The sequence below is a fragment of the Vibrio sp. LQ2 genome (assembly GCF_023920125.1).
Lineage (GTDB): Bacteria > Pseudomonadota > Gammaproteobacteria > Enterobacterales > Vibrionaceae > Vibrio > Vibrio fluvialis.
Genome location: NZ_CP085308.1, coordinates 1,195,934 through 1,219,909, shown reverse-complemented (window position 1 = coordinate 1,219,909; position 23,976 = coordinate 1,195,934). Strand labels below are relative to the sequence as shown.

Below are 23,976 nucleotides of genomic sequence, written 5' to 3'. Positions count from 1 at the left end.
GGAACATGACTCTCTATTCGAATTACTGGATGCTCGCTTCGTTCTCGCTCACCGTATTGTCTGCGCCCCTTTGGCCGTGGATGCCAGAGTGGGATTTTGCATTCATTTGCCTTGCTGCTCTGATGATCACGCTCGTGGTGAGCCGATTCAGAGTTTTTGGCGGGATCGCGCTTGCCTTGTTAGTGATAGTAACACACGGCAACGTTGTGAGATCTCAATCCAACACTATTTTTCAAGCAGGGCAGGATATTACCATAAAAGGTGAAGTTGACAGCTTTTTTAAGCAAATTAGTTATGGTTATGAAGGGACTGTAGTAGTCAGATCAATCAATGGACAAGAATTGCGCACTTTTTGGCAGCCGAAGGTGCGGTTAATTGCTCCGGTCGATCTGCAAATTGGCGATCAGTTTGAGTTTTCTGTAATGGTTAAACCCGTTTATGGCCGCCGTAATGAGGCCGGTTTTGACTTAGAAGCTTACTACTTCAGTCAGGGCTGGGGTGCTAGAGTGAACGTTAAACCTCAGTCAAAATTTGAGGTCGTTTCAACGCCGAATTTTCGCAGTATGTTGCACAGCCAAATCAAAACATGGACGCAAAATAGCCCTTCTCAAGGCATGATCTTGGCGCTGACATTTGGTGACCGCAACGGCATTCATGAAGCTGAATGGAGCGCACTGAGAAACAGCGGACTCATCCATCTGGTGGCGATATCCGGTTTGCATATTGGCATGGCGTTCGCGATTGGTTATCTGATTGGAAGTGCGATGATGCGGCTGCATGTCAGTTTGCTGTGGATGCCTTTCGTTTGCGGGATGTGTATTGCCGCGATTTATGCATGGCTGGCAGGATTTACCTTGCCGACCCAGCGCGCTTTGTTGATGTGCGGTCTCAACGTCGCTCTCACGATGAGTGGCGTGCGTGTGACGGCGGTGCAGCGAATCCTTATCACCCTTGCTGCGGTATTAATCGTGACGCCGTTTGCACCGCTCTCCAACAGTTTCTGGCTCTCATTCTTGGCGGTCGCGTTGGTTTTGTATCAATTGGCAGACCGAACAACATGTCATGGCTGGCGAAAATGGCTGACGATGCAGTGCTCGTTGGTCACTATGATGATTCCAGTTTCCGCGTATTTTTTCTCCGGGTTCAGTGTTTCGTCGGCACTCTATAACCTGATTTTTATTCCTTACTTCAGCTTTGTCATCGTGCCGCTGCTGTTTCTCGCACTGTTTCTCACTACCTTTGCCGGAGATATCACCTGGCTGTGGCGTGGGATTGACCTGAGCTTCTGGCCACTGCAGCGGGCACTGGAATGGGCGGGATCGAGCTGGATTGCTGTAAGTCAGACGGCGACGGTCGTATTTAGTGTTGGCCTTCTCCTTTGGATTTGCCGCCCGGTATTAAGCTGGCGAGCTCAACTCTATGCGGGAATTGCATTACTTGGCTTTGGCTTTTTTACCCCACACGATGAGCGTTGGCGAGTTGACATCCTTGATGTCGGGCACGGTCTGGCAGTGTTGATTGAACGGAATAACAACGCCCTGTTGTACGACACCGGCAGTGGCTGGCCTGAAGGTAGTTACGTTCGCTCTTTGATTGTTCCAATACTCAATCAGCGCGGTATGGACTCTCTGGATGGTTTAATTCTCAGCCATACAGACAATGACCACGCTGGTGGTTTAAAAGATGCCGAAACCTTATTGTCCCCGAAATGGGTTGTGGCGAGTCAGTCTGGTCCAAATTGGCAGGCTTGCCACGCGGGAGAACAGTGGGAATGGCAAGGACTGACGATGACGGCACTGTGGCCGCCGCAAACCGTCAATCGTGCTTATAATCTGCAGTCGTGCGTGATTCGATTAAGCGATCCTGAATACGGTCATTCACTACTTCTGGCTGGCGATGTTACGGCAGTCGGTGAGTGGTTACTCAGTCGGCAACCCATGGATATTAAGAGCGATGTCATCATTGTGCCTCATCACGGCAGTAAAACGTCCTCAACGCGTCAGTTTATCGAGCGGGTTTCCCCGCAAGTGGCCATTGCGTCTCTGGCGAAAGGGAATCAATGGCAGTTGCCGCATCGCAGTGTGGTGGCGCGTTATGTGGATGCGGGGTCCGACTGGCTTGATACTGGCGAGGCGGGGCAAATCACTCTGACTTATCAAGCTCAATCCCGGCAGCTATCGACTCTGCGCCAAATAGGAAATCCTTCATGGTATAGGCAGATGCTACGTAAAGGGGTAGAATGAGCGCAATATTGTCATAAAAATAAAGCATATCTATGTCACTGAATTCTGACGAAACCACCTGGAAAACGTTTAAGCGTTTATGGACTTATATCCGCCTTTACAAATCTGGGTTAGTGGTCGCCGTTATCGCTCTGGTTATCAACGCCGTTTCTGATACCTATATGATCTCGCTACTTAAACCTTTATTGGATGAAGGGTTTGGTCAAGCGGAATCTAACTTCCTTAAAACGCTGCCGTTTATCATTCTTGGCCTGATGTTTCTTCGGGGCCTCAGCGGATTCGTCTCTTCTTACTGCTTAAGCTGGGTTTCCGGGAACGTGGTGATGCTGATGCGCCGCCGTATTTTCAACCAGTTCATGCATATGCCCGTCAGTTTCTTTGACCGTGAATCGACAGGTGGTTTGCTCTCACGTATTACTTACGATACCGAGCAGGTTGCCGGTGCTACCAGCAAAGCATTGGTCAGTATTGTCCGTGAAGGGGCAAGCATCGTCGGTTTGCTGGTGCTGATGTTCTGGAACAGCTGGCAGTTATCGCTGGTCCTGCTGGTTGTCGCGCCGATTGTTGCTTTGGGCATTCGCGTCGTCTCAAAGCGTTTTCGCAAGATTTCGAAAAACATGCAAACCACTATGGGGCATGTGACCGCGTCGGCGGAGCAGATGCTGAAAGGCCATAAAGTGGTACTGAGCTACGGTGGTCAGGACGTAGAAACCAAGCGTTTTGAAACCGTCAGCAACAAAATGCGCCAACAAACGATGAAACTGGTGTCCGCTCAATCCATTGCGAACCCTGTGATTCAGATGATTGCCTCAATGGCCTTGGTTGCCGTTTTATATCTGGCAAGCTTTGATTCTGTGCGCGATCAACTGACCCCAGGTACGTTCACGGTAATTTTCTCTGCGATGTTTGGCCTGATGCGTCCTTTGAAGGCGCTGACCAACGTGACATCAGACTTCCAGCGCGGTATGGCAGCGAGTCAGACTCTGTTCCAACTGATGGCGCTGGAAACCGAAACCGACAACGGCAAGTTTGAAACGGACAAAGTACGTGGTGAGATCGCTGTTAAAGATGTAACGTTCACCTACCAAGGCAAAGAAAAACCAGCCCTGTCGCATGTGAGTTTTACCATCCCGCAAGGGAAAACGGTGGCTTTGGTTGGCCGCTCTGGATCCGGTAAATCGACCATCGCGAATCTGTTTACGCGTTTTTATGACGTTGATTCGGGGTCTATCACACTGGATGATCACGATATCCGCGATTACAAACTGACGAACCTGCGCCAGCACTTCGCTCTGGTATCGCAAAACGTGCATCTGTTCAACGACACCATCGCCAACAACATTGCTTATGCGGCAGAAGGCGACTTTACCCGTGAGCAGATTGAAGAAGCGGCGCGTCTCGCGCATGCGATGGATTTCATCCAGAACATGGAAGATGGTCTGGATACCATGATTGGCGAAAACGGCGCCAGCTTGTCCGGTGGTCAACGCCAACGTATCGCGATTGCGCGTGCGTTATTGCGTGATGCCCCTGTACTGATCTTGGATGAAGCGACCTCGGCGCTGGATACGGAATCTGAACGCGCAATTCAGGCTGCGCTGGATGAGCTGCAAAAGAACAAAACGGTTCTGGTTATTGCGCACCGTTTGTCGACGATCGAACAGGCTGATGAGATTCTGGTGGTCGATGAAGGTGAAATTATTGAGCGCGGTAAACATGCTGAGCTGCTGGCTAAAGATGGCGCATACGCTCAGCTACACCGTATTCAGTTCGGTGAATAACACGTGACTGAGAAAATCTGGTTTCACCGCCATCCCATGTTTTACCTGCTGTGGCCGATTTTGTGGCCACTGAGCTTGATCTTCTCGGCTGTGAGTCGCTCGCGCCGAGAAAGCTACCAAAACGGAAAAAAACACAGCTACAAGGCTCCGGTACCAGTCATTGTGGTTGGCAATATCACCGCGGGTGGAAATGGTAAAACACCTGTGGTGGTGTGGCTGGTGGAAACGCTGCAATCACTAGGTTACAAGCCTGGCGTTGTTTCTCGTGGTTATGGTGCCAAAGCGCCACGCTACCCACTGTTAGTCGATGGACAAACTCCAGCTGCTCATTGTGGCGACGAACCGAAACTTATCCATCAACGCACGGGTGTGCCGGTCGCGGTGGATCCGGTTCGTGCTAATGCAGTCAAGGCTTTGCTAAATCAACAAATTGATATCGTTGTCACCGATGATGGGTTGCAACATTACGCTCTAGAACGGGATATTGAGTTCGTGGTGATCGATGGCACCCGGCGTTTTGGTAACGAACAGATGATTCCATTAGGCCCGCTGCGTGAACCGATTGCCAGGCTCAAAGAGGTCGACTTCATCATTACCAATGGTGGAGTGGCTCAGGATGGCGAAATCGCAATGAGCCTAAAGCCCGGTTTGGCGATCAATTTGCAGACAGGTGAAAAAATATCGGTCAGCGAACTGACCAATCTGGTCGCTTGGGCTGGCATTGGTCATCCACCTCGTTTTTTTAATACGCTCAACGAGTTAGGTGCAAAACCTGTAGTTACTCACGGTTTTGCCGATCATAAAGAATTTGATGTCTCTGAGCTGCGCGCGTTAGCCAGCCAAGGGGACCATGTCATCATGACAGAAAAAGATGCCGTCAAATGCACCGGCTTTGCCGAGAAAAACTGGTGGTATTTACCTGTTTCAGCGGAGATTGCCGCCGAAGATAAACAGTGCATTCTGGAAACAATTAAAGAGGTAATGGAACAGTATGGATCACCGTCTGCTTGAGATCGTGGCTTGCCCGGTATGTAAAGGCAAACTGACTTACGATAAAGATAACCAAGAGCTGATTTGTAAGTTGGATCGTCTTGCTTATCCGATCAAAGAGGGCATTCCAGTGCTGCTGGAAAGCGAAGCTCGCACTATGTCGATGGATGAGGGACGCTAATGTCATTTACGGTCGTCATTCCTGCGCGCTATCAGTCAACTCGCTTGCCGGGTAAGCCGCTGGCGGATATCGCAGGCAAACCTATGGTGCAATGGGTGTATGAACAAGCCATGCAAGCGGGTGCTGAGCGTGTCATTATCGCGACGGATGATGCGCGAGTTGAACAAGCGGTGCTGGCGTTTGGTGGCACAGTCTGCATGACGTCACCGGACCATCAATCAGGCACTGAACGTCTGGCTGAAGTGGTTAAATTGATGGGTATCGAAGATAACCACATCATCGTCAATGTTCAGGGAGACGAGCCGTTAATCCCGCCGAGTATCATTCGTCAGGTGGCCGATAATCTTGCTGCCAGCCAAGCACCAATGGCGACACTGGCGGTTGAAATCAGCCATGAAGACGAAGTGTTTAACCCGAATGCGGTGAAAGTGGTCACTGACAAAGATGGCTACGCGCTCTATTTCAGCCGTGCAACGATTCCTTGGGATCGTGATAACTTTGCCAAAGACAAAACCGTCGTTCAGCCTCTGATGCGTCATATTGGTATCTACGCGTATCGCGCAGGATTCATCAATACTTATATTCAATGGCCTGCCAGTCAGTTGGAAAAAATTGAGTGCCTCGAGCAGCTTCGTGTGCTTTGGTATGGTGAGAAAATCCATGTTGCGGTTGCATTGGAAGCGCCACCTGCTGGTGTAGATACGCCAGAAGATCTGGACGCTGTACGCCGCATTGTCGGTTAATGGTGACCAACAGATAAAGAAAAGCCCCGTTAATCCCGGGGCTTTTTATTACAAATAGAATGTTAGATGTTGTGTTTTGCCCGTTTAATTATGACTCTCGAAGTCATTCCTCTTCGGGCAGGTTGCGAGGATCTCTCTTCTTCCTGTTTCCTTGACCTCCTCTAGTTTGACTTCAAAACCCCACAGGCGGTGCATGTGTTTCAGCACCTCCTCATAGCTTGGATCTAAAGGAATACGATCGTGTGGGACGTACTGTAGCGTAATGGAACGATCACCACGCACGTCAACGCTGTAGACCTGAATGTTTGGTTCTAAGTTGCTGAGGTTGTACTGAGCGGCCAGTTTCTCCCGTATCTGGCGATAGCCCAGGTCGTCGTGGATCGCACTGACTTCGATGAAGTTTTTGTGGTCATCATCGGAGATGGCGAACAGTTTAAAGTCACGAATGATTTTCGGTGACAGGTATTGGCTGATGAAGCTTTCGTCTTTGAAGTTATGCATGGCAAAATGTACCGCTTCCAACCAGTCGGATCCCGCCAGTTCCGGGAACCATTCCCGGTCTTCATCAGTCGGTTCTTCACAAATTCGTTTGATGTCGCGGAACATCGCAAAACCCAGCGCATAAGGGTTAATACCGTTGTAATACTGGCTGTTATAGGGGGGCTGAGCCACAACGCTGGTATGACTATGCAGGAATTCCAGAATGAATTTGTCTGACACCAGCCCTTCATCGTAAAGATGGTTGAGAATAGTGTAGTGCCAGAAGGTAGCCCAGCCTTCATTCATGACCTGCGTCTGTTTCTGCGGGTAGAAATACTGGCTGACCTTACGCACGATACGCACGATTTCTCGCTGCCAAGGTTCCAGCAGTGGGGCATGTTTTTCAATAAAGTAGAGAATGTTTTCCTGAGGCTCACTCGGGAAACGACGTTGCCCCTCCGTCTCGGTGGCCTTCTTCGGTACGGTGCGCCACAGTTCGTTAACCTGCGATTGCAGGTAGGCTTCACGTTCTTCCTGACGGGCCTTTTCTTCTGCGATCGAGATTTTCTCCGGCCGTTTGTAGCGGTCAACCCCATAATTCATCAGGGCATGGCACGAGTCCAGTAGCTGTTCTACTTCAGCGACGCCATACTTCTCTTCACACTGGGTGATGTAGTTTTTGGCAAACAGCAAGTAGTCGATAATAGAACTGGCATCTGTCCAGGTTTGGAACAAGTAGTTGCCCTTAAAAAACGAGTTATGTCCGTAACACGCATGGGCCATCACCAATGCCTGCATGGTGACGGTGTTCTCCTCCATCAGATAGGCAATACACGGGTCCGAGTTGATCACGATTTCGTACGCGAGTCCCATCTGGCCGTGCTTGTAATTCTGCTCAGTCTGAATGAATTTTTTACCAAACGACCAGTGATTGTAATTAATCGGCATACCGATACTGGAATAGGCATCCATCATCTGTTCAGAGGTGATCACTTCAATCTGATTCTGGTACGTATCCAATTTGTAATGTTCGGCAACCCGTTTGATTTCAACGTGGTAACGCTCAAGCAAATCAAAAGTCCAGTCTGGCCCGTCGGGTAGCATCTTGTTCTTCGCTTTGCGCTTTGGTGTTGCTTTGGTTTTCGTAGTCATGTGCGCTCCCCCTATGCCGTTTCCTTATGGAACAGCTCCCTGAACACAGGGAAAATGTCTTCCACATTACGAATGTTCTTCATTGCAAAATTATCGAATGAAGGCTGCAGTTTTTCGTATTCATGCCACAGAGTCTGATGCGAGCGTCGAGTAATTTCGATGTACGCATAGTACTGGCAGTAGGGCAGGAGTTTGTTCGTCAGTAGCTCTTTACAACGAGGTGAGTCGTCGGCCCAGTTGTCGCCGTCGGAAGCTTGCGCGCCGTAGATATTCCATTCTCCGAGCGGATAACGCGCCTCGATGATTTCATGCATCAGCTTGAGCGCACTGGAGACAATGGTGCCCCCGGTTTCCTGAGAATAGAAAAACTCGTGTTCATCCACTTCTTTGGCTTGTGTATGGTGACGAATGAAAACCACTTCAACGTTTTCATAGGTTCGGGTCAGGAACAGATATAGCAAGACATAAAAACGTTTGGCGATGTCTTTGGTGGCCTGATCCATAGAGCCGGAAACGTCCATCAAACAAAACATGACGGCCTGACTGGAAGGCACCGGTCTTTTTTCATAGTTTTTGAAGCGTAAATCGAATGTGTCGATGAAAGGTACGCTTTCAATTTTTTTGCGCAGCTCTTCAATTTCTTGTTTGATACGACGTTCTTCCAACATTTGAGCAGGCTCGGAATTCTGGATACGTTCGAGTTCTGCTTCGAGCTCATGCATGAGACGTCGTTTACCTGCCGTCATGGCCGTGCGGCGAGCGAGCGATTGCTGTAGCGAGCGTACCACGGAAATGTTGGCTGGAATCCCCGCGGTCTGGAAACCGGAGCGATGCGTTTTCCATTCACGGATTTTATTGACCTGATTTTTCTTCAGGTTGGGTAGTTCAAGGTCTTCAAACAGAATGTCCAGATATTCGTCTTTTGAAATCTGAAATACAAAATCATCCTGACCTTCGCCGTCGGGACTCGCTTCTCCTTCACCGGATCCGCCTCCCTGACCGCCTTTCGGCCGTTCGATTTTGTCGCCGCGAATGAACTGGTCGTTACCCGGATGCACGCGCTCACGCAGGCCGCCTTTGCCTTGATGGAAAACCGGTTCCTTAATGTCACGATGCGGAATGGAAACATCTTCGCCCGTTTCTGTGTTGGTGATGGAACGACGATTTACGGCATCGGCGACCGATTCCTTGATCTGCTCTTTGTAACGGCGTAAGAAACGCTGTCTGTTGACTGCGCTCTTGTTCTTGCCGTTCAACCTTCTGTCGATAAATTGCGCCATGAGATTCTCCCTGTAAACGTCCCCCAGTGAGCGTTGTTCGCTCATACGACTTCGGGCCTGCCCTGAGTGTTAGACCAGCAGAAGTGGCATCCTATCCGAATGCCACCGCCACTTATGCCAGGGCTGATTGACTGTTAAGAGGATTTACGAACGCGTAAATACCACTCAGACAGCAATCGGACTTGCTTCTCTGTGTAGCCCTTCTCCATCATACGGGCGACAAAGTCGTCGTGTTTCTTCTGATCATCAGAAGAGGTTTTCGCATTGAAGGAGATAACAGGAAGTAACTCTTCGGTATTCGAGAACATTTTTTTCTCGATCACGGTGCGTAGTTTTTCGTAGCTGGTCCAAACCGGGTTCTGACCATTGTTGTTGGCACGGGCACGCAAAACGAAATTGACGATTTCGTTGCGGAAATCTTTCGGGTTACTGATGCCTGCGGTTTTCTCAATTTTCTCCAGTTCACTGTTCAGGGCTGAACGGTCAAACAGTTGGCCGGTTTCAGGGTCGCGGTATTCCTGATCCTGAATCCAGAAGTCAGCGTAGGTGACATAACGGTCGAAAATATTCTGGCCGTACTCCGAGTAAGACTCGAGGTAAGCGGTCTGAATTTCTTTGCCAATAAATTCCACATAACGCGGAACCAGATAGCCTTTGAGGAATTCCAGATAGCGATCGGCGGTTTCTTGCGGGAACTGCTCACGTTCGACTTGTTGCTCAATAACGTAGAACAGATGAACCGGGTTTGCGGCCACTTCGCTGTGGTCGAAGTTGAACACGCGTGACAGGATCTTGAACGCGAAACGGGTCGACAGACCGGACATCCCTTCATCCACTCCGGCGTAATCGCGATACTCCTGATAGCTTTTCGCTTTCGGGTCGGTATCTTTGAGTGTTTCACCATCGTAGACTCGCATTTTGGAGAACACGGACGAGTTTTCTGGTGTTTTCAGACGGGAAAGCACGCTGAACTGGGCCAGTAGATCCAAGGTACTTGGCGCGCATGGCGCTTGCGACAGTTCACTATGGTCGAGCAGTTTCTGATAAATTTTGACTTCTTCCGATACACGCAGACAGTAAGGCACTTTGACGATGTATACACGGTCAAGGAAGGCCTCATTGTTTTTGTTGTTGCGGAACGTTTGCCATTCAGATTCGTTCGAGTGCGCCAGAATCATGCCATCAAACGGCAGGGCAGACAGGCCTTCAGTACCGTTATAGTTGCCTTCCTGCGTTGCGGTCAGCAACGGGTGGAGGACTTTGATTGGTGCTTTGAACATCTCAACGAATTCCATCAAGCCTTGGTTGGCTCGGCATAGCGCACCTGAGTAGCTATACGCATCCGGGTCATCCTGAGAGAAATGTTCCAGTTTACGAATGTCGACTTTACCCACCAGTGATGAAATGTCTTGGTTGTTCTCATCGCCCGGCTCAGTTTTGGCAACCGCGATTTGGTCCAGAATGGAAGGGCGCACTTTGACGACTTTGAACTTAGTAATATCACCACCGAATTCATGCAGGCGTTTTGCCGCCCAAGGAGACATGATGGAGCGCAGGTAACGTTTCTCGATACCATATTCCTGTTTCAGCAGGTCGCCGTCTTCGTTGACGTCAAACAGACAGAATGGATGATCGTTCACCGGGCTGCGTTGCCCGTTGACTGACAACACATAAATTGGCATTTGCTGCATCAGAGCTTTCAGCTTTTCTGCCAGCGATGATTTACCGCCGCCCACCGGGCCGAGTAAATACAAGATCTGTTTACGCTCTTCCAGTCCTTGGGCAGCGTGTTTGAGGTAAGAAACGATTTGTTCGATAGCGTCTTCCATACCGTAGAAGTCTTCGAACGTTTTGTAGCGAGAAATCACACGGTTTGAAAAAATTCGACTGAGACGCGGGTGTTTTGATGTATCGACAAACTCGGGTTCGCCGATAGCGATTAGCAAGCGCTCCGCTGCGTTGGCGTAAGCACTTTTGTCTTCTTTACACAGAGCTAGAAATTCCTGAATGGAAAGCTCTTCGTCCTTGGCTGCTTCATAGCGTGCCTGAAAGTGGTCAAAAATACTCATAGTGATTCCCCTCTGAAAATGTCGTGATGACATACAACCGCTTAAAAACACAAATCCCTAACGATCTAAGCCTAGTTCGCAATTGTCTATTTTGCTTAGAGATTATGTGTTTATTTCAAAATCGTGACTGATTTAGCGCCTTTTCTTACGTGTATTTTTACGGTGAATGTTCACAGATCGTTCAATAAGATTTTCGAAGGATTAAGAGAGTTAACAGAAGATAGGTCGAGAATCGATGGCGAAAAACGGTGAAAGTCCGAGCAAAGATTGTGAGTGGAACGCACTCGTCGTATCATCAAAACCCAATTTTAATTAGAACGATTTCACAAGGTCAGTATGCGTTATTCAATTTTTAAGGCAGCCTGGGCACTACCTGTCCTGGCTGTATCTACCTTTGCGCACGCGGAAATGTCTCAGTGGTCACTGGGCGTTGCGGCGGCGTATTCACCCGCAGTGTACAAAGACACTCCATCAGACCGCACCGTTATCCCCTTGATTGGTTACGAAGGAGAACATCTGTTCCTGCGCGGGTTTACCGCAGGCTATCGCTTGTTTCCCATGGGTTCAGACCACAATATCGTGTTTCGCTTGGCGTATGATCCTCGGACACTGAAGCCGGAGGACTCGGATGATCCACAAATTCGTTTGCTGGATAAACGTAAGTCAACGGTGCTGGGTGGTGTGAGTTATCAAATGCGCACCTTCGTGGGTATGTGGGAAGCCTCAGTTGGCGCTGATGTCGCTGGGCGTCATGACGGTATGTATGCGGAGATAGCCTGGCGTTTACCCCTGCGGTTTGATAACTGGGGCATTACTCCGGCGATTGGTTACTCGTACAATTCTGACAAACTGAATAATCACTTGTATGGCGTCTCGGCCGAAGAGTCTGCGCGCAGTGGTTTGGCGGAGTATGAAGCCGATTGGGATGGTCAGTACTTTATTGGTGCCACGGCATACTGGTCAGTGACCCGAAGCATTCGCGTCAGCGGTGGCATTCGTTATTCGAACTTAGACGGCGATCTGTCGGCGAGTCCGGTCGTTGGCCGTGACACCAGCACGATGGGAACGCTGGGTATTGCTTACGTCTTCTAAACGTAAGATCGTTGCTAGGTCAGGCATGAAAAAGGCTGGTTTAACCAGCCTTTTCTCATTGATTTATGCGTTGAAAATTTGTCTTAACTCGCTCGCAGACAAATGGTACTGACGAGGGCAGTTGCGCCAGGTAGTCAGCATGCGGCGGTATTTTTCCTGCATTGGCGTTTGGCTATTAAAGTGATGGTCGCCTTTGTCAAACTGCGGATACAGACCTTCAGAGTTGGTCAGGAAGCGGACGTAATTCACCAATTGCGATTCTGAAGCGTTGTCGTAGCCTAGGAAGTTCAGGCGGCGAGCATCCACGTCTTTACGTTCATGCTCTTCAAGCATGTTGAAGGACTCTTGCATTGCGTGGTACATCTCCATGATGTCGATGACTTCACGGCATTGCGCTTCAGAGATGCAGCCAAATTCTTTGTTGAGCTCGCACATTTGCAGCTCATAACCTCGCTCAACGATCGTTTGCAGGCGTTGGTACTTGGCTGCATTTTCCGGATCAAGCTGAGACATTAATGTGTACTGGTTAGACAGGATCAGACGTTGTGCGTTTGTCATTTCCATAGCTGGCCTCACTAAAGTTAAACTGTGTAATTTTTCTGAGTTAAGGTTAACAGCATTGGGTAACTCTGAAACATGATCTCAACACGGATTTAATGGAGAAAGTACAAAATATCTGCAACTTTTCTTATCAAAGTTTAGTCCCGCGCGCTGAAGTATCTGAGCGGTGATATCTCTTTCAATGTGAGATTGGTGCGTATCAGTCTCATTACTTATGGTAGTGGTTGTAGATATAGTCTCTGTCAGAGAAAACGCGCAACCATTCCGGCTTAAATACCGACAAAATGGCCAGAGCCATGCCATTAAGTAACCCTTCAGGAAAGGCCAGCAAAGGGACGAAGATGAGGTAGTTATCGTAAATGGTGTGCCAGTCGTGTGAGCCAAACGTGAGTTGGTAAAGCGTGTTGAGCAGCAGATGTAAACTCCCCGTCATGCCGCCGTTAAAGAAACCTGCAACAAAAATAAACACAAAAATGTTCCGTGGCAGGTAATGATAACTCAGGGCAAAAATGGCGTAACTGATCAAAATTGGCAGCAGGACGGACAGTAGCAGATATTCGGGGACATCATATAGCCCAAGCTTGCCGACAACGACCAGCGCGACGGTGACAGGTAGTGTTAACACAAATGCACAGCGCCAGCCATACATCATGGTTAACGTTGTCAGTGCGAGAAAATGAATCTGCAAGCCTTCTTTGACACTGGCCTGAGCCGACCACAGCAAAAACAGCGCAAAAATCACGAAGTAGGTGAGATGTTGGAAAGATTTCTCGTGAGTAAATTTGGGCCAGAAGGTGCTCCTGACATCGCGTAAAGCCAGAGCGAGAAAGATTAAAACAATGATTAGGGATGCCAACTCTTCTAACTGCACATGAAATCCTCAAAAAAATACCAGCTCGACAGCTGGTATTTTTTACGATTCATGCAGCAGATTGAATCAGTATTTTACGTTTGAGTGATACTGCTCAAGGATTGAAACGATTTTGTCCATCGTTTCTTTGCTTGGTGGGTTCACTCCCTCAAGAGGATATTCTTCACCCATCGCTTCCCACTTGTGTGCGCCAAGTTTGTGATACGGCAACAACTCAATTTTCTCAACGTTGTCCATGTCCTGAATAAACTGGCCAAGCAGATGCGCTGATTCATCATCATCGGTATAGCCGGGAACGACCACGTAACGAATCCAGGTCTTCTTACCCAACTTTTGCAGGTAACGGGCAAAATCCAAAGTGCGTTTGTTGGAAACACCAATCAGGTCCTGATGAATTTCATCCTGCATCTGTTTGATATCCAGCATCACCAGATCAGTGGCTTCCAGTACTTCATCAATAACAGGGGTGTATTTGCGAATGTAGCCGTTGGTGTCAAGACAGGTATGAATCCCTTCCGCTTGCGCTGCGCGGAAAAAATCGCGCACAAATTCTGGTTGCAGCATAGATTCGCCACCCGAACAGGTCACGCCGCCGCCTGACGCGTTCATGAAATGGCGGTAGGATTTCGCTTCTGCAATGATCTCATCCACTGACACTTCTTTACCAATATGAGTGTCCCATGTATCGCGATTGTGGCAGTACTTACAACGGAATAAGCAACCTTGGAGGAAGACAATAAATCGAATACCGGGGCCATCGACAGTGCCGCAAGATTCAAACGAATGGATACGACCAATAGTAGACATAAGTTGCTCTCATTTGCTGAGTGTGTTCGTTATTTTATTACAAAAGGTAGGGTTTAAATAGGTTTTCCTTACTCAATCTGTGGGCTACTTACAACTGGTAGAAAAACAATCGATTTTGTACAAAACTGTGTTATAAGAATGTTGCAAATTATAAGAATATTTACACAAAGCACACACGTTTTCCTTGATGTCGATAGTCACTTGCACAGTGGTAAGGAATCATTACATGGAAGTACTTAATCTTTCTCAGAAACAAAAAATCAGCGTATTTATCGTTGTTCTTTGCATCGGTTTCATCGCTTTAGGACTCTATACTGCCTCGAGTCTGAAAAGCATGAGCAGCCAGTACCAAAACAGCAGTAACATCAGTTCTGGTACCGTCGCAATCCATTCAACTCAGGCCAAATTATTAACGCTGGCCGCCGAGCGTGACGACCTCAATGCCACGCAAATTGGTGAAACAACCACCCAGTTAAAAGAACTGATGATCGAAGTGGACAAAGACGTCCAGTTCCTCAAATCCATTGGTTTTGACAATGAAGCCAACCAGCTTGGTCAGGCGATTCAGTCTTTCGATGGCGCACTGCGTCCATGGATGGCGATCAAAGCCGAGTTGGGTTTCAATGTTGATGAAGGCAAACTGGGCGAGTTGAAATCATTGGCGACAACGATTGAAAAGAAAATTGAAGAAACCGGTATGGTGACCATCAATTCTGATTTTCAGGCGATGATCAAAACTCAGCAGAATTACTTACTTCAACCGAACGAACAAAATCTGAAACTTTTTAACCGTGCGATGGCGGGATTTGTCAGCTCCTCGAATTCCTATGCGATGTTGGAGCTGTATAAAAAAGAAATCGAACAGTTCAAAACCACCTTTGCGCGTGTGAGTGAGTTATCCCAGCAGGTTAAAGAGCAGGAAGCGGCATTGGTCGGCAGCGAAACTCAGGCTCGCGAATTGATTGAAACGATTTCTGAAAAATTGGAGTCCATGAGCACGCAATTCCGCAATGCCGCGGAGAGTTCTGGTAACAAGACATTGTGGTCTGTGCTGGTGGCTTGTGCAGCGTTGGCGGTGATTACTATCTCTATCTTTGTCATGCTGAGCCTTTCACTCTCACGCTCTTTGGCGCAAACCAAAGCGATTCTTGAACGTTTGTCTGCCGGTGATTTGTCCCAGCGCTTGGCGATTACACGCAACACCAATGATGAGTTTAACCAGTTGGCGGTGGCCATTAACCAGAGCTGCGAAAACTTAGGTGAGCTGGTCAAGGCGGTTCAGGATCGCAGCCAAGCTTTGTCTGGTGACGCAGCTGAGCTCAATTCAGGCATCGATAACCTGGCACGCAGCCAATCCGATATTCTTGGTCAGACGCAATTGTTGGCTTCTGCGACTGAAGAGGTGAGTGTGACGACTCAAGAAGTGTCTAACTCTCTGGAGTTTGTGTCTGATGTCAGTAAATCTTCCACTCAAGCTGCGGAAGACGGTTCGAAAGTCATTGCCGCCGCGATCGGTTCGCTGGAGGAGGTGGGTAAGATCCTTAACTCCGCAGCAGGTCATATTCAGCAGTTAGAACAGGCATCGTCTAAAGTCGATTCGGTGATGGAAATCATCAATGGCATCGCTGAACAAACTAACTTGCTGGCTCTCAACGCTGCGATCGAAGCAGCGCGAGCAGGTGAGCAGGGACGCGGCTTTGCCGTCGTGGCGGATGAAGTTCGCAGCTTGGCGGTGCGCACGGTGAATGCGGTGACTGAAATTTCGGGAACGATTGAAACCATGAAAAAAGAGAGCGCCGAAGTGATTCAGTTTATCGGGCAATCTGAACACAGTATGAAAGTGGGACAGGAGCGTGGACTTGAAGCAATGGAAGCGCTGACTCACATTACGGAAAAGGCTGAGCAAGCAGCGCACCAGACGGAAGTGATTTTTGCGTCGATGAAAGAGTTAGCGACCACCAGTCAGTCCATGGCAGACAGTATGATTCAGATTTCGGTGGCGATGAAACAATTGGAAGACAATAATGAGCAGTTACGCTCGACCAGCCAAGTGGTGGATCAGCGTTCAACCAGCCTCAATAGCGATTGTCAGCGATTCACCATTTAGCGATGACCGATCAGAAAAACGCATAAAGTGTAAATGAGCCAGTACCGTGGATATTGCGAGAGCTTTCTTGGTACTCTGCGGTATTGGCCGTTGTTGCGATACTCGCGCCAATCAGTGATCCATACCAGGCGGCACCCAGTACCGCAGTGGCCTGCCAAGGTTCTAAAGTCACATCATAGTAGTTCGCTTCATGTTCCAACCCATTCAGCGGACGATTGCCTTCAATGGTAAGGTCGTTGAACCGATAACGCCCTTCCACACCACCAAACAGGAACCAGCCGTGGGTTGAAGCGCCAATCATACCGGGAAGAAAAGGCTTTTCCGCGGAAATTTGTGCACTGCCAAAGTTGCCAGCCAGATCTTGCCCCCATCTGAGCATCACTCCGGTCGATGCATCGCTGCGAAAGTTGCCCACATTCACTTCTGACACATTAGCAATGTCCCATTCGAGCCCTCCTAAAGAACGGGTGCGCATCCAGTTAAAGTGGCCAAGATAGCCGACGCTGCCGGCGATTTTGTTTTCGACCTGATAGTCCCAACCGTTGGGGTCGTCTGATTTGGTAATGCCGTGTACCAGTATCTGCGCTTTCTCTGCCATTGAGTTTTCACCTGTGGTGCCAATGGTCAAGTTGAATCGCTGCGCTTGCTGCGGATGCAAACTCAGATAATTGAACTCAGCATGCAAATAACCGGCGTATGGGCGTTCGTTGGGCTGCGGGGTTTCGAGAGTGATGTCTGACGGTGTCCACATCTTATGGCCGACGCTGATCTCCCACTTATCTAAGCTGTTTGCGCCCCAGGCTGAAAGACTGAGCGGTTTAGCCCACCAATATGGAGTGATGCCTTGAGAGGTGTAAGTCAGGAAAATCCCGTTGGTGTATTCTTCGTCAACACCAAAAACACCATCGTTATCTAAATGGAGTGAAAACGTTGCCTGAGAAGAGGCAATCGCAGCGCCTGAAAACAGGGCAATAGGAAACAGGCGAAAAAACTTCATAAGATAGCTACATCATTCCGTCATTGAACGAAGATAGTAACGCAATTTACTGAATTATTGAGGAAAAGTGATATTTGAGCGATAAATTTGCGGGCGGGATTGTGTTGATATGCAAGTGATTTAATTGGTCTGCGATAGGTTTGGACTGAAATGAAAATCCCCGCTCAATGAGCGGGGATTGGTTTTATCGACTCAGACTCAATCTTATAGAGATTCAGTGAAAGTACGTGCGATAACATCTTGCTGCTGTTCAGCAGTCAGAGAGTTAAAGCGAACTGCGTAACCTGATACACGGATAGTCAGTTGTGGGTACTTCTCTGGGTTCTTCACTGCGTCTAGCAGAGTGTCACGGTTCAGTACGTTCACGTTCAGGTGTTGACCACCTTCGATACCAGTCTCGTGGTGGAAGTAACCATCCATCAGACCAGCAAGGTTAGCGCGTTGTGAACCTTCGTCTTTACCCAGTGCATTTGGCACGATAGAGAAGGTGTAAGAGATACCGTCTTTAGCGTGAGCAAATGGTAGTTTACCTACTGAAGTCAGAGACGCGACTGCACCTTTCTCATCACGGCCGTGCATTGGGTTTGCACCAGGACCGAATGGAGCGCCAGCACGACGACCGTCAGGAGTGTTACCTGTTTTCTTACCGTATACCACGTTTGACGTGATAGTCAGGATAGACTGAGTTGGAATCGCGTTGCGGTAAGTTTTCAGTTCACGAATCTTGTTCATGAAGACTTCAACCAGTTTGCATGCGATGTCATCAACGCGTGAATCGTTGTTACCGAATTTAGGGTAGTCACCTTCGATTTCGAAATCGACTGCAACGCCATCTTCGTCACGGATTGGTTTTACTTTTGCGTACTTGATAGCAGACAGTGAGTCAGCCGCTACAGACAGACCAGCGATACCACAAGCCATAGTACGAGTGACGTCACGATCATGCAGAGCCATCAGAGACGCTTCGTAGCTGTATTTGTCATGCATGAAGTGGATAGCGTTCAATGCAGTGACGTATTGTTTTGCCAGCCAGTCCATGAAGTGGTCCATTTTTTCCCACACTTCATTGTAATCCAGAACGTCTGAAGTGATTTTTGGCATTTTAGGACCAACTTGTGCTTTAGATTTCTCATCCACACCGCCGTTGATGGTGTAAAGCATAGTTTTCGCCAAGTTTGCACGAGCACCGAAGAACTGCATTTGTTTACCAACAACCATTGGTGATACACAACATGCGATTGCGTAGTCATCAGAGTTGAAGTCTGGGCGCATCAGATCGTCGTTTTCGTATTGAATAGAAGACGTGTCGATAGATACTTTTGCACAGAATTTCTTGAAGCCTTCAGGCAGTTTTTCAGACCAAAGCACAGTGATGTTTGGCTCTGGAGAAGGGCCCATTGTGTACAAGCTGTTCAGGAAGCGGAAGTTAGATTTACTAACTAGAGTACGGCCGTCAAGACCCATACCACCGATAGACTCAGTTGCCCAAATTGGGTCGCCAGAGAACAGTTCATCATACTCAGGAGTACGCAGGAAACGCACCATACGCAGTTTCATGACGAAATGGTCGATCATTTCCTGAGCTTCTGCTTCGGTGATCTTGCCAGCTTTCATGTCGCGTTCGATGTACACGTCTAGGAAAGTCGAAGTACGACCCAGAGACATTGCTGCACCGTTTTGAGATTTCACAGCAGCCAGGTAGCCGAAGTAAGTCCACTGAATCGCTTCTTGCGCGTTTTCAGCTGGGCGACCGATGTCGCAACCGTATTTCGCTGCCATTTTCTTCATTTGGCCAAGCGCACGGTGTTGTTCTGCGATTTCTTCACGCAGTTGCATGGTCATTTGCAGATCTTCGCCGTTTTCAAATTTCTCTTGAAGAGAAGTGAACTGAGCGAATTTGTCTGCCATCAGGAAGTCGATACCGTAAAGAGCCACACGACGGTAGTCACCGATGATACGGCCACGGCCGTATGCGTCTGGAAGACCAGTCAGTACGCCTGATTTACGACACGCCATGATTTCTGGAGTGTAGATGTCAAACACGCCTTGGTTGTGTGTTTTACGGTATTCAGTAAAGATTTTCTTAACTTGAGGATCCAGTTCGCGACCGTAAGCTTGGCAAGAACTTTCAACCATGCGAATACCACCGTTAGGGATGATCGCACGTTTCAGAGGTTTTTCAGTTTGAAGACCTACGATTTTTTCCAGGTCTTTGTTGATGTAGCCTGCATCGTGAGCAGTGATGGTAGAGATAACAGAAGTGTCGAAATCAACAGGAGCGTGAGTAGAGTTCTCTTGTTTGATGCCTTCCATTACTTGTGCCCAAAGCTTGTTCGTTGCTTCGGTACCTTCAGAAACTAGGAAAGATTCGTCGCCTTCATACGGTGTGTAGTTCTTTTGAATAAAATCACGAACGTTTACTTCGTTTTGCCACTCACCTGCCGCAAAACCTTCCCAAGCTTTAGCAAATTGCTCTGCCATGACATACCTACCTTTTTAGTAGAAAAAACACGTACTGTTCGCCGTTGAGCCAGCTATCCTGCATGAGTACAGGAGTCAGTACACTCTTTGAATAACAATATCTATATTCAATCTATGTTCGAAAATTATACTCATCCGTTTGAATATAGATATTGTTATTTGTTCCCCTTGATTTTCAATTTAAGCTAAAAAAAACTCGCAAACCTTAAACTAAATCAATAAATCTTAAAAAATTAAAATAAAGTTTGGGTAGTGCAATGCACTACCCAATATTTTTTTGAATCTGGCTTACTTAGTGTAGCCAAGCTTTCAGACCGTATTGGCTTTCCAGCATACCTACTGCAAGCATAGCAATTAAACAGATAACCAACACACCGCCAGGAATGACGATTTTATCAACAAACGAAAGTTTAGATGCGCGCTCTTTGTCACCGATCAGGCCGTTGTTATCCAGCAGCATGGTCAATGCCCACGCAAGTACCGGGTTGACGACCGCAGAACCAAAGATACAGATACCAGCGGCTTGTGAATCTTTTGTGTCTTTAACCATCTGCATACCGGCTTCTAATAAAGGAAGGAATACACCCACCAACAGAGCACAGCGCATCACCGGAGGCCAGACCGCGACGTCCATAGGGAAACCCAGAATCGCAATGGTCATCACCAGCAGGCCAAGAATGATCGCACCACCAGGGATTGGACGCTTCGCGATCGCTGCAGGGATCATGTACGTACCCCAAGAAGAGGTGATGTTACCGCCACCCAGAGCTGTTCCCACCATCTGACGGATAGAACACATGGTCATGGTGTCATCCACATCCATCAGCACTTTTTCAGTTTTACGAGGGTAGTTCAGTTCTTGGAATATACGGTGGCCCAGGAAGTCTGGTGACCACATCGCAACCGCCAGAATGGCAAATGGCAGTGACGCAATAAAATGTTCTACCGTTGGCATGCCTAGCATCCAGCCTTCAGTGGTTGATCCCCACCAGTACACCGGGTTCAGGTTAGGCAGACCCATTTGCGTTTCGAAACGCAGGTCGAAACCTGCACCGAATAACAAAGCGATGATCAGTCCAGTGAATGCACACACCGGAATGGCCAGCCAGCGCAGGTTGAGCTTGGCCAGAATCGCATAAATCACGATATTCACGCCCAGAACGACAAGGCCGACATAACCCATGCTGCCCGCGACAACGTCAGCAGAATGCAGGCTGGTTGCCCATTCCTGAATGGAGGTGATCTGGCTCATGGTCCCGGTAAAACCGAGGAAAATCAGTAAGCCCCCGGCAGTCCCTTCCGAAGTGAGGTTGACCAGCTTGGAGCCGCCTTTGAAATAGCTCAGCAGCAAGCCGAACACACCAAGCAAAATCGCCAATGCAAGAGGGTGAGCACCGGCCAGTGCAATTGAGCCGATAAGAGGAATCATTGGACCATGGTTGCCTGCCAGGTTCGCACGCGGGTTTAAAAAGCCCGACGCGATGACACAGAAGAACAGAGCAGGGAATAGCATTTCTACACGCGCGACTTCAATCGCAAACTCTTTACCCAGAGTAATGTGGTCCCACGCCTGCGTCAGACCGTCGGCCCAAGACATCATAACAGCGGAGTACATCGCGATAATGCCGATGGTCCCTGCCAGTGCCGGAACTAAGTCTTCAAGTTCAAAGCGGAAGTCACGACCTGGCAGGTTCAAACCGAAGCGACGTGGCTTCATGATCTGCAGTTCGTGGTCTAGGTAATCGGAGCGGCTTGCAAACTCAGATGATGGACGGTGGAGCTCACTGTAGCTCTTTGTCTCGATGTCTGAGCGCTCTTTATTGACTACGTCTGACATAGATTCCTCATATTTATAAAAGTAAGTAATTCTTTGTTGAATTCTATAAAACTTGCCGAAGCGAAAAGGTTGAAACTGCATAACTGTTCATTTTAGCAACAACAATGCATAACCAACTGATTGAATACAGAGTTTTTATTTACTCTTTTATTTGTTGGCGAGTTTAACGTGCTAACTCTTTAGGGTGATTGATCTTGATCACTTTAAGAATAGATATGAAAGAAAACTACATTACGTAAATAAAATCAGCCAGATAGCGGCAAATGTGAATGAAATTTTTTTTCATAATGTAAGGTTTCCTACCGGGAAAAAGTACAGTTTGAGAGATGTGTCACTAGGTGACAAATGTTGCCCAGAAATCTTGCGGCAGGTCTTGTTTTTATAAAAATGTTAATAAAGTTCGATGGGTTTTTGTTCTGATGTAATGTGATTCTATGCGTTGTTTGGAGAAGAATTGGCTAAATTATGAATTTATACTCAGATAAAACAACTAAATATCCCGCTTTTATAGGTTAATAATTTGTTGCATGTTCCTGGGGAGAGTGCTAGTTTGTATCGGAAATTGGGCTGGAATGCTCGGCAGTGATAAAAAATACAGGGAGTTAGAGCGCATGACTGATGTACCAGCGCTGGATATAAAAAACCTGCACAAAACATTTGGCCAGAACGAAGTACTGAAGGGCATTTCACTTCAGGCTCACAAAGGTGACGTGATTTCTATCATCGGCTCATCCGGTTCAGGCAAAAGTACCTTTCTTAGATGCATTAACTTACTTGAAACCCCAACCGCAGGTGAAATCTGGGTGAAAGGTGAAATGATCCAGATGAAGAAGAACCGTCAGGGTGAATCTTCTCCTGCCAACGAAAAACAGGTTCAGCGCATCCGTTCGCGCCTGGCTATGGTTTTTCAGGGATTCAACTTATGGTCACACATGACGGTGCTTGAGAACGTTATCGAAGCGCCAGTTCATGTTCTGGGTGTTCCTAAAGCTCAAGCCATTGAGAATGCAGAGATGCTGCTCAAGAAAGTGGGCCTTTATGAGCGTCGTGACTACTACCCGGGACACTTATCGGGTGGTCAGCAACAGCGTGCGGCTATCGCCCGTGCATTAGCCGTTGATCCTGAAGTGATGCTGTTCGATGAGCCGACTTCTGCGCTCGACCCGGAACTGGTTGGTGAAGTTCTTGGGGTTATGAGAGATTTGGCAGAAGAGGGGAGAACCATGTTGGTGGTGACACACGAAATGGCCTTTGCCCGCGATGTGTCTAACCATGTGATGTTCCTACATCAGGGCCTAGTGGAAGAGCAAGGCGATCCGACGAAACTATTCAGCAATCCGGACTCGGAGCGACTCAAACAGTTTATTTCATCGATTTACTGATAATGCCCAAGATTGTGCAGTCGGACACCCTTTGATTGGTGCCGTGATGCAGACTCTTCGCTGACAGAATTAACAAACACAACAATACAATCACAGGAGTATGGAAATGAAAAAGTGGTTATTAGTGACGGCTTTAGCTGCAACTGCAGTAACTGGTGTAGCCCAGGCGAAAGAATGGAAAACCGTTCGCTTTGGTATTGAAGGCGCATACCCTCCATTTAGCTGGACGGAAGCCGATGGCTCTCTGAAAGGCTTCGACGTTGATATGGCGAACGCATTGTGTAAAGAGATGCAGGTTGAATGTAAGATCGTTCCTCAAGATTGGGACGGCATCATTCCTTCTCTGCTAGCACGTAAATACGATGCGATCATCGCGGCGATGTCTATCACTGAAGAGCGTAAGAAGAAAGTCGATTTCACTCACAAGTACGCTCTGATCCCGAACAAATTTATCGCAAAGAAAGGGGCTAATCTGGACTTTACCAAAGAAGGCCTGAAAGGCGTGAAAATTGGTGTGCAACGCGCAACGACTCACGACAAATACCTGACTGATAACTATGGTGATGCAGTTGAGATTGTTCGTTACGGTTCATTTGATGAAGCGTACCTGGATTTGGCGAACGGTCGTATCGCAGCGGTTCTTGGCGATGCGTCAGCGTTGGAAGACGGCGTTCTGAACAAACCAGGTGGTGAAGGTTACGAATTCGTTGGTCCTTCTCTGACTGATCCTAAATGGTTCGGTGATGGTTTTGGTATCGCAACACGTAAGCAAGACAAAGATCTGACTGAGAAACTGAACGCAGCGATCGATGCTCTGCGCGCGAAAGGCGAGTACCAGAAAATCGAAGCGAAATACTTCAAGTATGACGTTTACGGCCAATAATAAGCCTGACGCAACCCAACGATTCACGTTGGTATAAAA

The 23,976-nt window shown here is 48.1% G+C and carries 18 protein-coding genes; 9 read left to right on the top strand and 9 right to left on the bottom strand.

From position 1 onward, the window contains the following. Positions 1 to 5: 5 nt before the first annotated feature. Genes LGV68_RS05730 through kdsB form a run of 5 tightly spaced genes read left to right on the top strand, consistent with a single transcriptional unit; the run spans position 6 to position 5,938 of the window. The gene (locus LGV68_RS05730) at positions 6 to 2,243 is read left to right on the top strand and encodes a DNA internalization-related competence protein ComEC/Rec2 (protein WP_252536376.1); all 2,238 of its coding nucleotides are present in this window, start codon (positions 6 to 8) and stop codon (positions 2,241 to 2,243) included. A 32-nt stretch (positions 2,244 to 2,275) separates the two neighbouring features. Further along, entirely contained in the window at positions 2,276 to 4,024 is a 1,749-nt protein-coding gene (gene msbA, locus LGV68_RS05725) for a lipid A ABC transporter ATP-binding protein/permease MsbA (RefSeq protein WP_020327786.1), read from the top strand. Positions 4,025 to 4,027: 3 nt separating this feature from the next. Next, a complete protein-coding gene (gene lpxK / locus LGV68_RS05720; protein WP_252536375.1) occupies positions 4,028 to 5,035 on the top strand; it encodes a tetraacyldisaccharide 4'-kinase in 1,008 nt (335 codons plus the stop codon). Further along, entirely contained in the window at positions 5,016 to 5,195 is a 180-nt protein-coding gene (locus tag LGV68_RS05715; RefSeq protein WP_020327784.1) for a Trm112 family protein, read from the top strand. Before lpxK ends, LGV68_RS05715 begins: the two co-directional genes overlap by 20 nt. Continuing rightward, entirely contained in the window at positions 5,195 to 5,938 is a 744-nt protein-coding gene (kdsB, locus tag LGV68_RS05710) for a 3-deoxy-manno-octulosonate cytidylyltransferase (protein ID WP_154184588.1), read from the top strand. Before LGV68_RS05715 ends, kdsB begins: the two co-directional genes overlap by 1 nt. Before the next feature lie 84 nt (positions 5,939 to 6,022). On the opposite strand, the gene LGV68_RS05705 is transcribed toward kdsB, so the two are convergent. The 3 genes from LGV68_RS05705 to LGV68_RS05695 all read right to left on the bottom strand — a co-directional run bounded on the left by LGV68_RS05705 (position 6,023) and on the right by LGV68_RS05695 (position 10,919). Beyond that, a complete protein-coding gene (locus LGV68_RS05705) occupies positions 6,023 to 7,570 on the bottom strand; it encodes a SpoVR family protein (RefSeq protein ID WP_047456905.1) in 1,548 nt (515 codons plus the stop codon). 11 nt (positions 7,571 to 7,581) lie between these two features. Continuing rightward, positions 7,582 to 8,850 carry a DUF444 family protein gene (locus tag LGV68_RS05700; RefSeq protein ID WP_020327781.1) on the bottom strand — a complete coding sequence of 423 codons (1,269 nt, stop codon included), beginning with the start codon at positions 8,848 to 8,850 and terminating at the stop codon, positions 7,582 to 7,584. A gap of 134 nt (positions 8,851 to 8,984) precedes the next feature. Next, positions 8,985 to 10,919: a PrkA family serine protein kinase gene (locus tag LGV68_RS05695; protein ID WP_020327779.1), complete on the bottom strand. Its 1,935-nt coding sequence runs from the start codon at positions 10,917 to 10,919 to the stop codon at positions 8,985 to 8,987. A gap of 336 nt (positions 10,920 to 11,255) precedes the next feature. Here LGV68_RS05695 and LGV68_RS05690 point away from each other — a divergent pair, with 336 nt between their 5' ends. Continuing rightward, complete coding sequence (locus LGV68_RS05690) at positions 11,256 to 12,011, top strand: MipA/OmpV family protein (protein ID WP_020327778.1); 756 nt, start codon at positions 11,256 to 11,258, stop codon at positions 12,009 to 12,011. Positions 12,012 to 12,074: 63 nt separating this feature from the next. Here the strand turns inward: LGV68_RS05690 and LGV68_RS05685 are convergent, their stop codons facing one another. The 3 genes from LGV68_RS05685 to pflA all read right to left on the bottom strand — a co-directional run bounded on the left by LGV68_RS05685 (position 12,075) and on the right by pflA (position 14,250). Further along, a complete protein-coding gene (locus tag LGV68_RS05685; protein WP_020327777.1) occupies positions 12,075 to 12,575 on the bottom strand; it encodes a YfbU family protein in 501 nt (166 codons plus the stop codon). Positions 12,576 to 12,780: 205 nt separating this feature from the next. Beyond that, positions 12,781 to 13,443 (bottom strand): energy-coupling factor ABC transporter permease, encoded by a 663-nt coding sequence (locus LGV68_RS05680; RefSeq protein WP_020327776.1) that lies wholly within the window; start codon positions 13,441 to 13,443, stop codon positions 12,781 to 12,783. Between the two features lie 66 nt (positions 13,444 to 13,509). Continuing rightward, positions 13,510 to 14,250: a pyruvate formate lyase 1-activating protein gene (gene pflA / locus LGV68_RS05675; RefSeq protein ID WP_020327775.1), complete on the bottom strand. Its 741-nt coding sequence runs from the start codon at positions 14,248 to 14,250 to the stop codon at positions 13,510 to 13,512. Positions 14,251 to 14,476: 226 nt separating this feature from the next. Here pflA and LGV68_RS05670 point away from each other — a divergent pair, with 226 nt between their 5' ends. Further along, the gene (locus LGV68_RS05670) at positions 14,477 to 16,357 is read left to right on the top strand and encodes a methyl-accepting chemotaxis protein (protein ID WP_020327774.1); all 1,881 of its coding nucleotides are present in this window, start codon (positions 14,477 to 14,479) and stop codon (positions 16,355 to 16,357) included. 10 nt (positions 16,358 to 16,367) lie between these two features. Here LGV68_RS05670 and LGV68_RS05665 read toward each other — a convergent pair whose 3' ends face one another. The 3 genes from LGV68_RS05665 to LGV68_RS05655 all read right to left on the bottom strand — a co-directional run bounded on the left by LGV68_RS05665 (position 16,368) and on the right by LGV68_RS05655 (position 21,672). After that, on the bottom strand, positions 16,368 to 17,354 hold the full coding sequence (locus LGV68_RS05665; RefSeq protein WP_252536374.1) for a lipid A-modifier LpxR family protein: 987 nt from the start codon (positions 17,352 to 17,354) through the stop codon (positions 16,368 to 16,370). Between the two features lie 204 nt (positions 17,355 to 17,558). Continuing rightward, positions 17,559 to 19,835, bottom strand: a complete 2,277-nt coding sequence (gene pflB / locus LGV68_RS05660) for a formate C-acetyltransferase (protein ID WP_020327772.1) — start codon at positions 19,833 to 19,835, stop codon at positions 17,559 to 17,561. Positions 19,836 to 20,127: 292 nt separating this feature from the next. Then, entirely contained in the window at positions 20,128 to 21,672 is a 1,545-nt protein-coding gene (locus LGV68_RS05655; RefSeq protein WP_024373518.1) for a DUF3360 family protein, read from the bottom strand. Between the two features lie 611 nt (positions 21,673 to 22,283). Here LGV68_RS05655 and LGV68_RS05650 point away from each other — a divergent pair. Together LGV68_RS05650 and LGV68_RS05645 are read left to right on the top strand one after the other, a co-directional pair. Next, positions 22,284 to 23,054: an ABC transporter ATP-binding protein gene (locus LGV68_RS05650; RefSeq protein ID WP_020430058.1), complete on the top strand. Its 771-nt coding sequence runs from the start codon at positions 22,284 to 22,286 to the stop codon at positions 23,052 to 23,054. Between the two features lie 106 nt (positions 23,055 to 23,160). After that, positions 23,161 to 23,937 carry an ABC transporter substrate-binding protein gene (locus tag LGV68_RS05645; protein ID WP_020327769.1) on the top strand — a complete coding sequence of 259 codons (777 nt, stop codon included), beginning with the start codon at positions 23,161 to 23,163 and terminating at the stop codon, positions 23,935 to 23,937. The last annotated feature ends 39 nt before the right edge of the window (positions 23,938 to 23,976 follow it).

Bases quoted from the DNA above. Each gene is read 5' to 3' on its own strand.
- LGV68_RS05730 (WP_252536376.1), top strand. From the start codon at position 6: ATGACTCTCTATTCGAATTACTGGATGCTCGCTTCGTTCTCGCTCACC.
- msbA (WP_020327786.1), top strand. From the start codon at position 2,276: ATGTCACTGAATTCTGACGAAACCACCTGGAAAACGTTTAAGCGTTTA.
- LGV68_RS05715 (WP_020327784.1), top strand. From the start codon at position 5,016: ATGGATCACCGTCTGCTTGAGATCGTGGCTTGCCCGGTATGTAAAGGC.
- kdsB (WP_154184588.1), top strand. From the start codon at position 5,195: ATGTCATTTACGGTCGTCATTCCTGCGCGCTATCAGTCAACTCGCTTG.
- LGV68_RS05705 (WP_047456905.1), bottom strand. From the start codon at position 7,570: ATGACTACGAAAACCAAAGCAACACCAAAGCGCAAAGCGAAGAACAAG.
- LGV68_RS05700 (WP_020327781.1), bottom strand. From the start codon at position 8,850: ATGGCGCAATTTATCGACAGAAGGTTGAACGGCAAGAACAAGAGCGCA.
- LGV68_RS05695 (WP_020327779.1), bottom strand. From the start codon at position 10,919: ATGAGTATTTTTGACCACTTTCAGGCACGCTATGAAGCAGCCAAGGAC.
- LGV68_RS05690 (WP_020327778.1), top strand. From the start codon at position 11,256: ATGCGTTATTCAATTTTTAAGGCAGCCTGGGCACTACCTGTCCTGGCT.
- LGV68_RS05685 (WP_020327777.1), bottom strand. From the start codon at position 12,575: ATGGAAATGACAAACGCACAACGTCTGATCCTGTCTAACCAGTACACA.
- pflA (WP_020327775.1), bottom strand. From the start codon at position 14,250: ATGTCTACTATTGGTCGTATCCATTCGTTTGAATCTTGCGGCACTGTC.
- LGV68_RS05670 (WP_020327774.1), top strand. From the start codon at position 14,477: ATGGAAGTACTTAATCTTTCTCAGAAACAAAAAATCAGCGTATTTATC.
- LGV68_RS05665 (WP_252536374.1), bottom strand. From the start codon at position 17,354: ATGAAGTTTTTTCGCCTGTTTCCTATTGCCCTGTTTTCAGGCGCTGCG.
- pflB (WP_020327772.1), bottom strand. From the start codon at position 19,835: ATGGCAGAGCAATTTGCTAAAGCTTGGGAAGGTTTTGCGGCAGGTGAG.
- LGV68_RS05655 (WP_024373518.1), bottom strand. From the start codon at position 21,672: ATGTCAGACGTAGTCAATAAAGAGCGCTCAGACATCGAGACAAAGAGC.
- LGV68_RS05650 (WP_020430058.1), top strand. From the start codon at position 22,284: ATGACTGATGTACCAGCGCTGGATATAAAAAACCTGCACAAAACATTT.
- LGV68_RS05645 (WP_020327769.1), top strand. From the start codon at position 23,161: ATGAAAAAGTGGTTATTAGTGACGGCTTTAGCTGCAACTGCAGTAACT.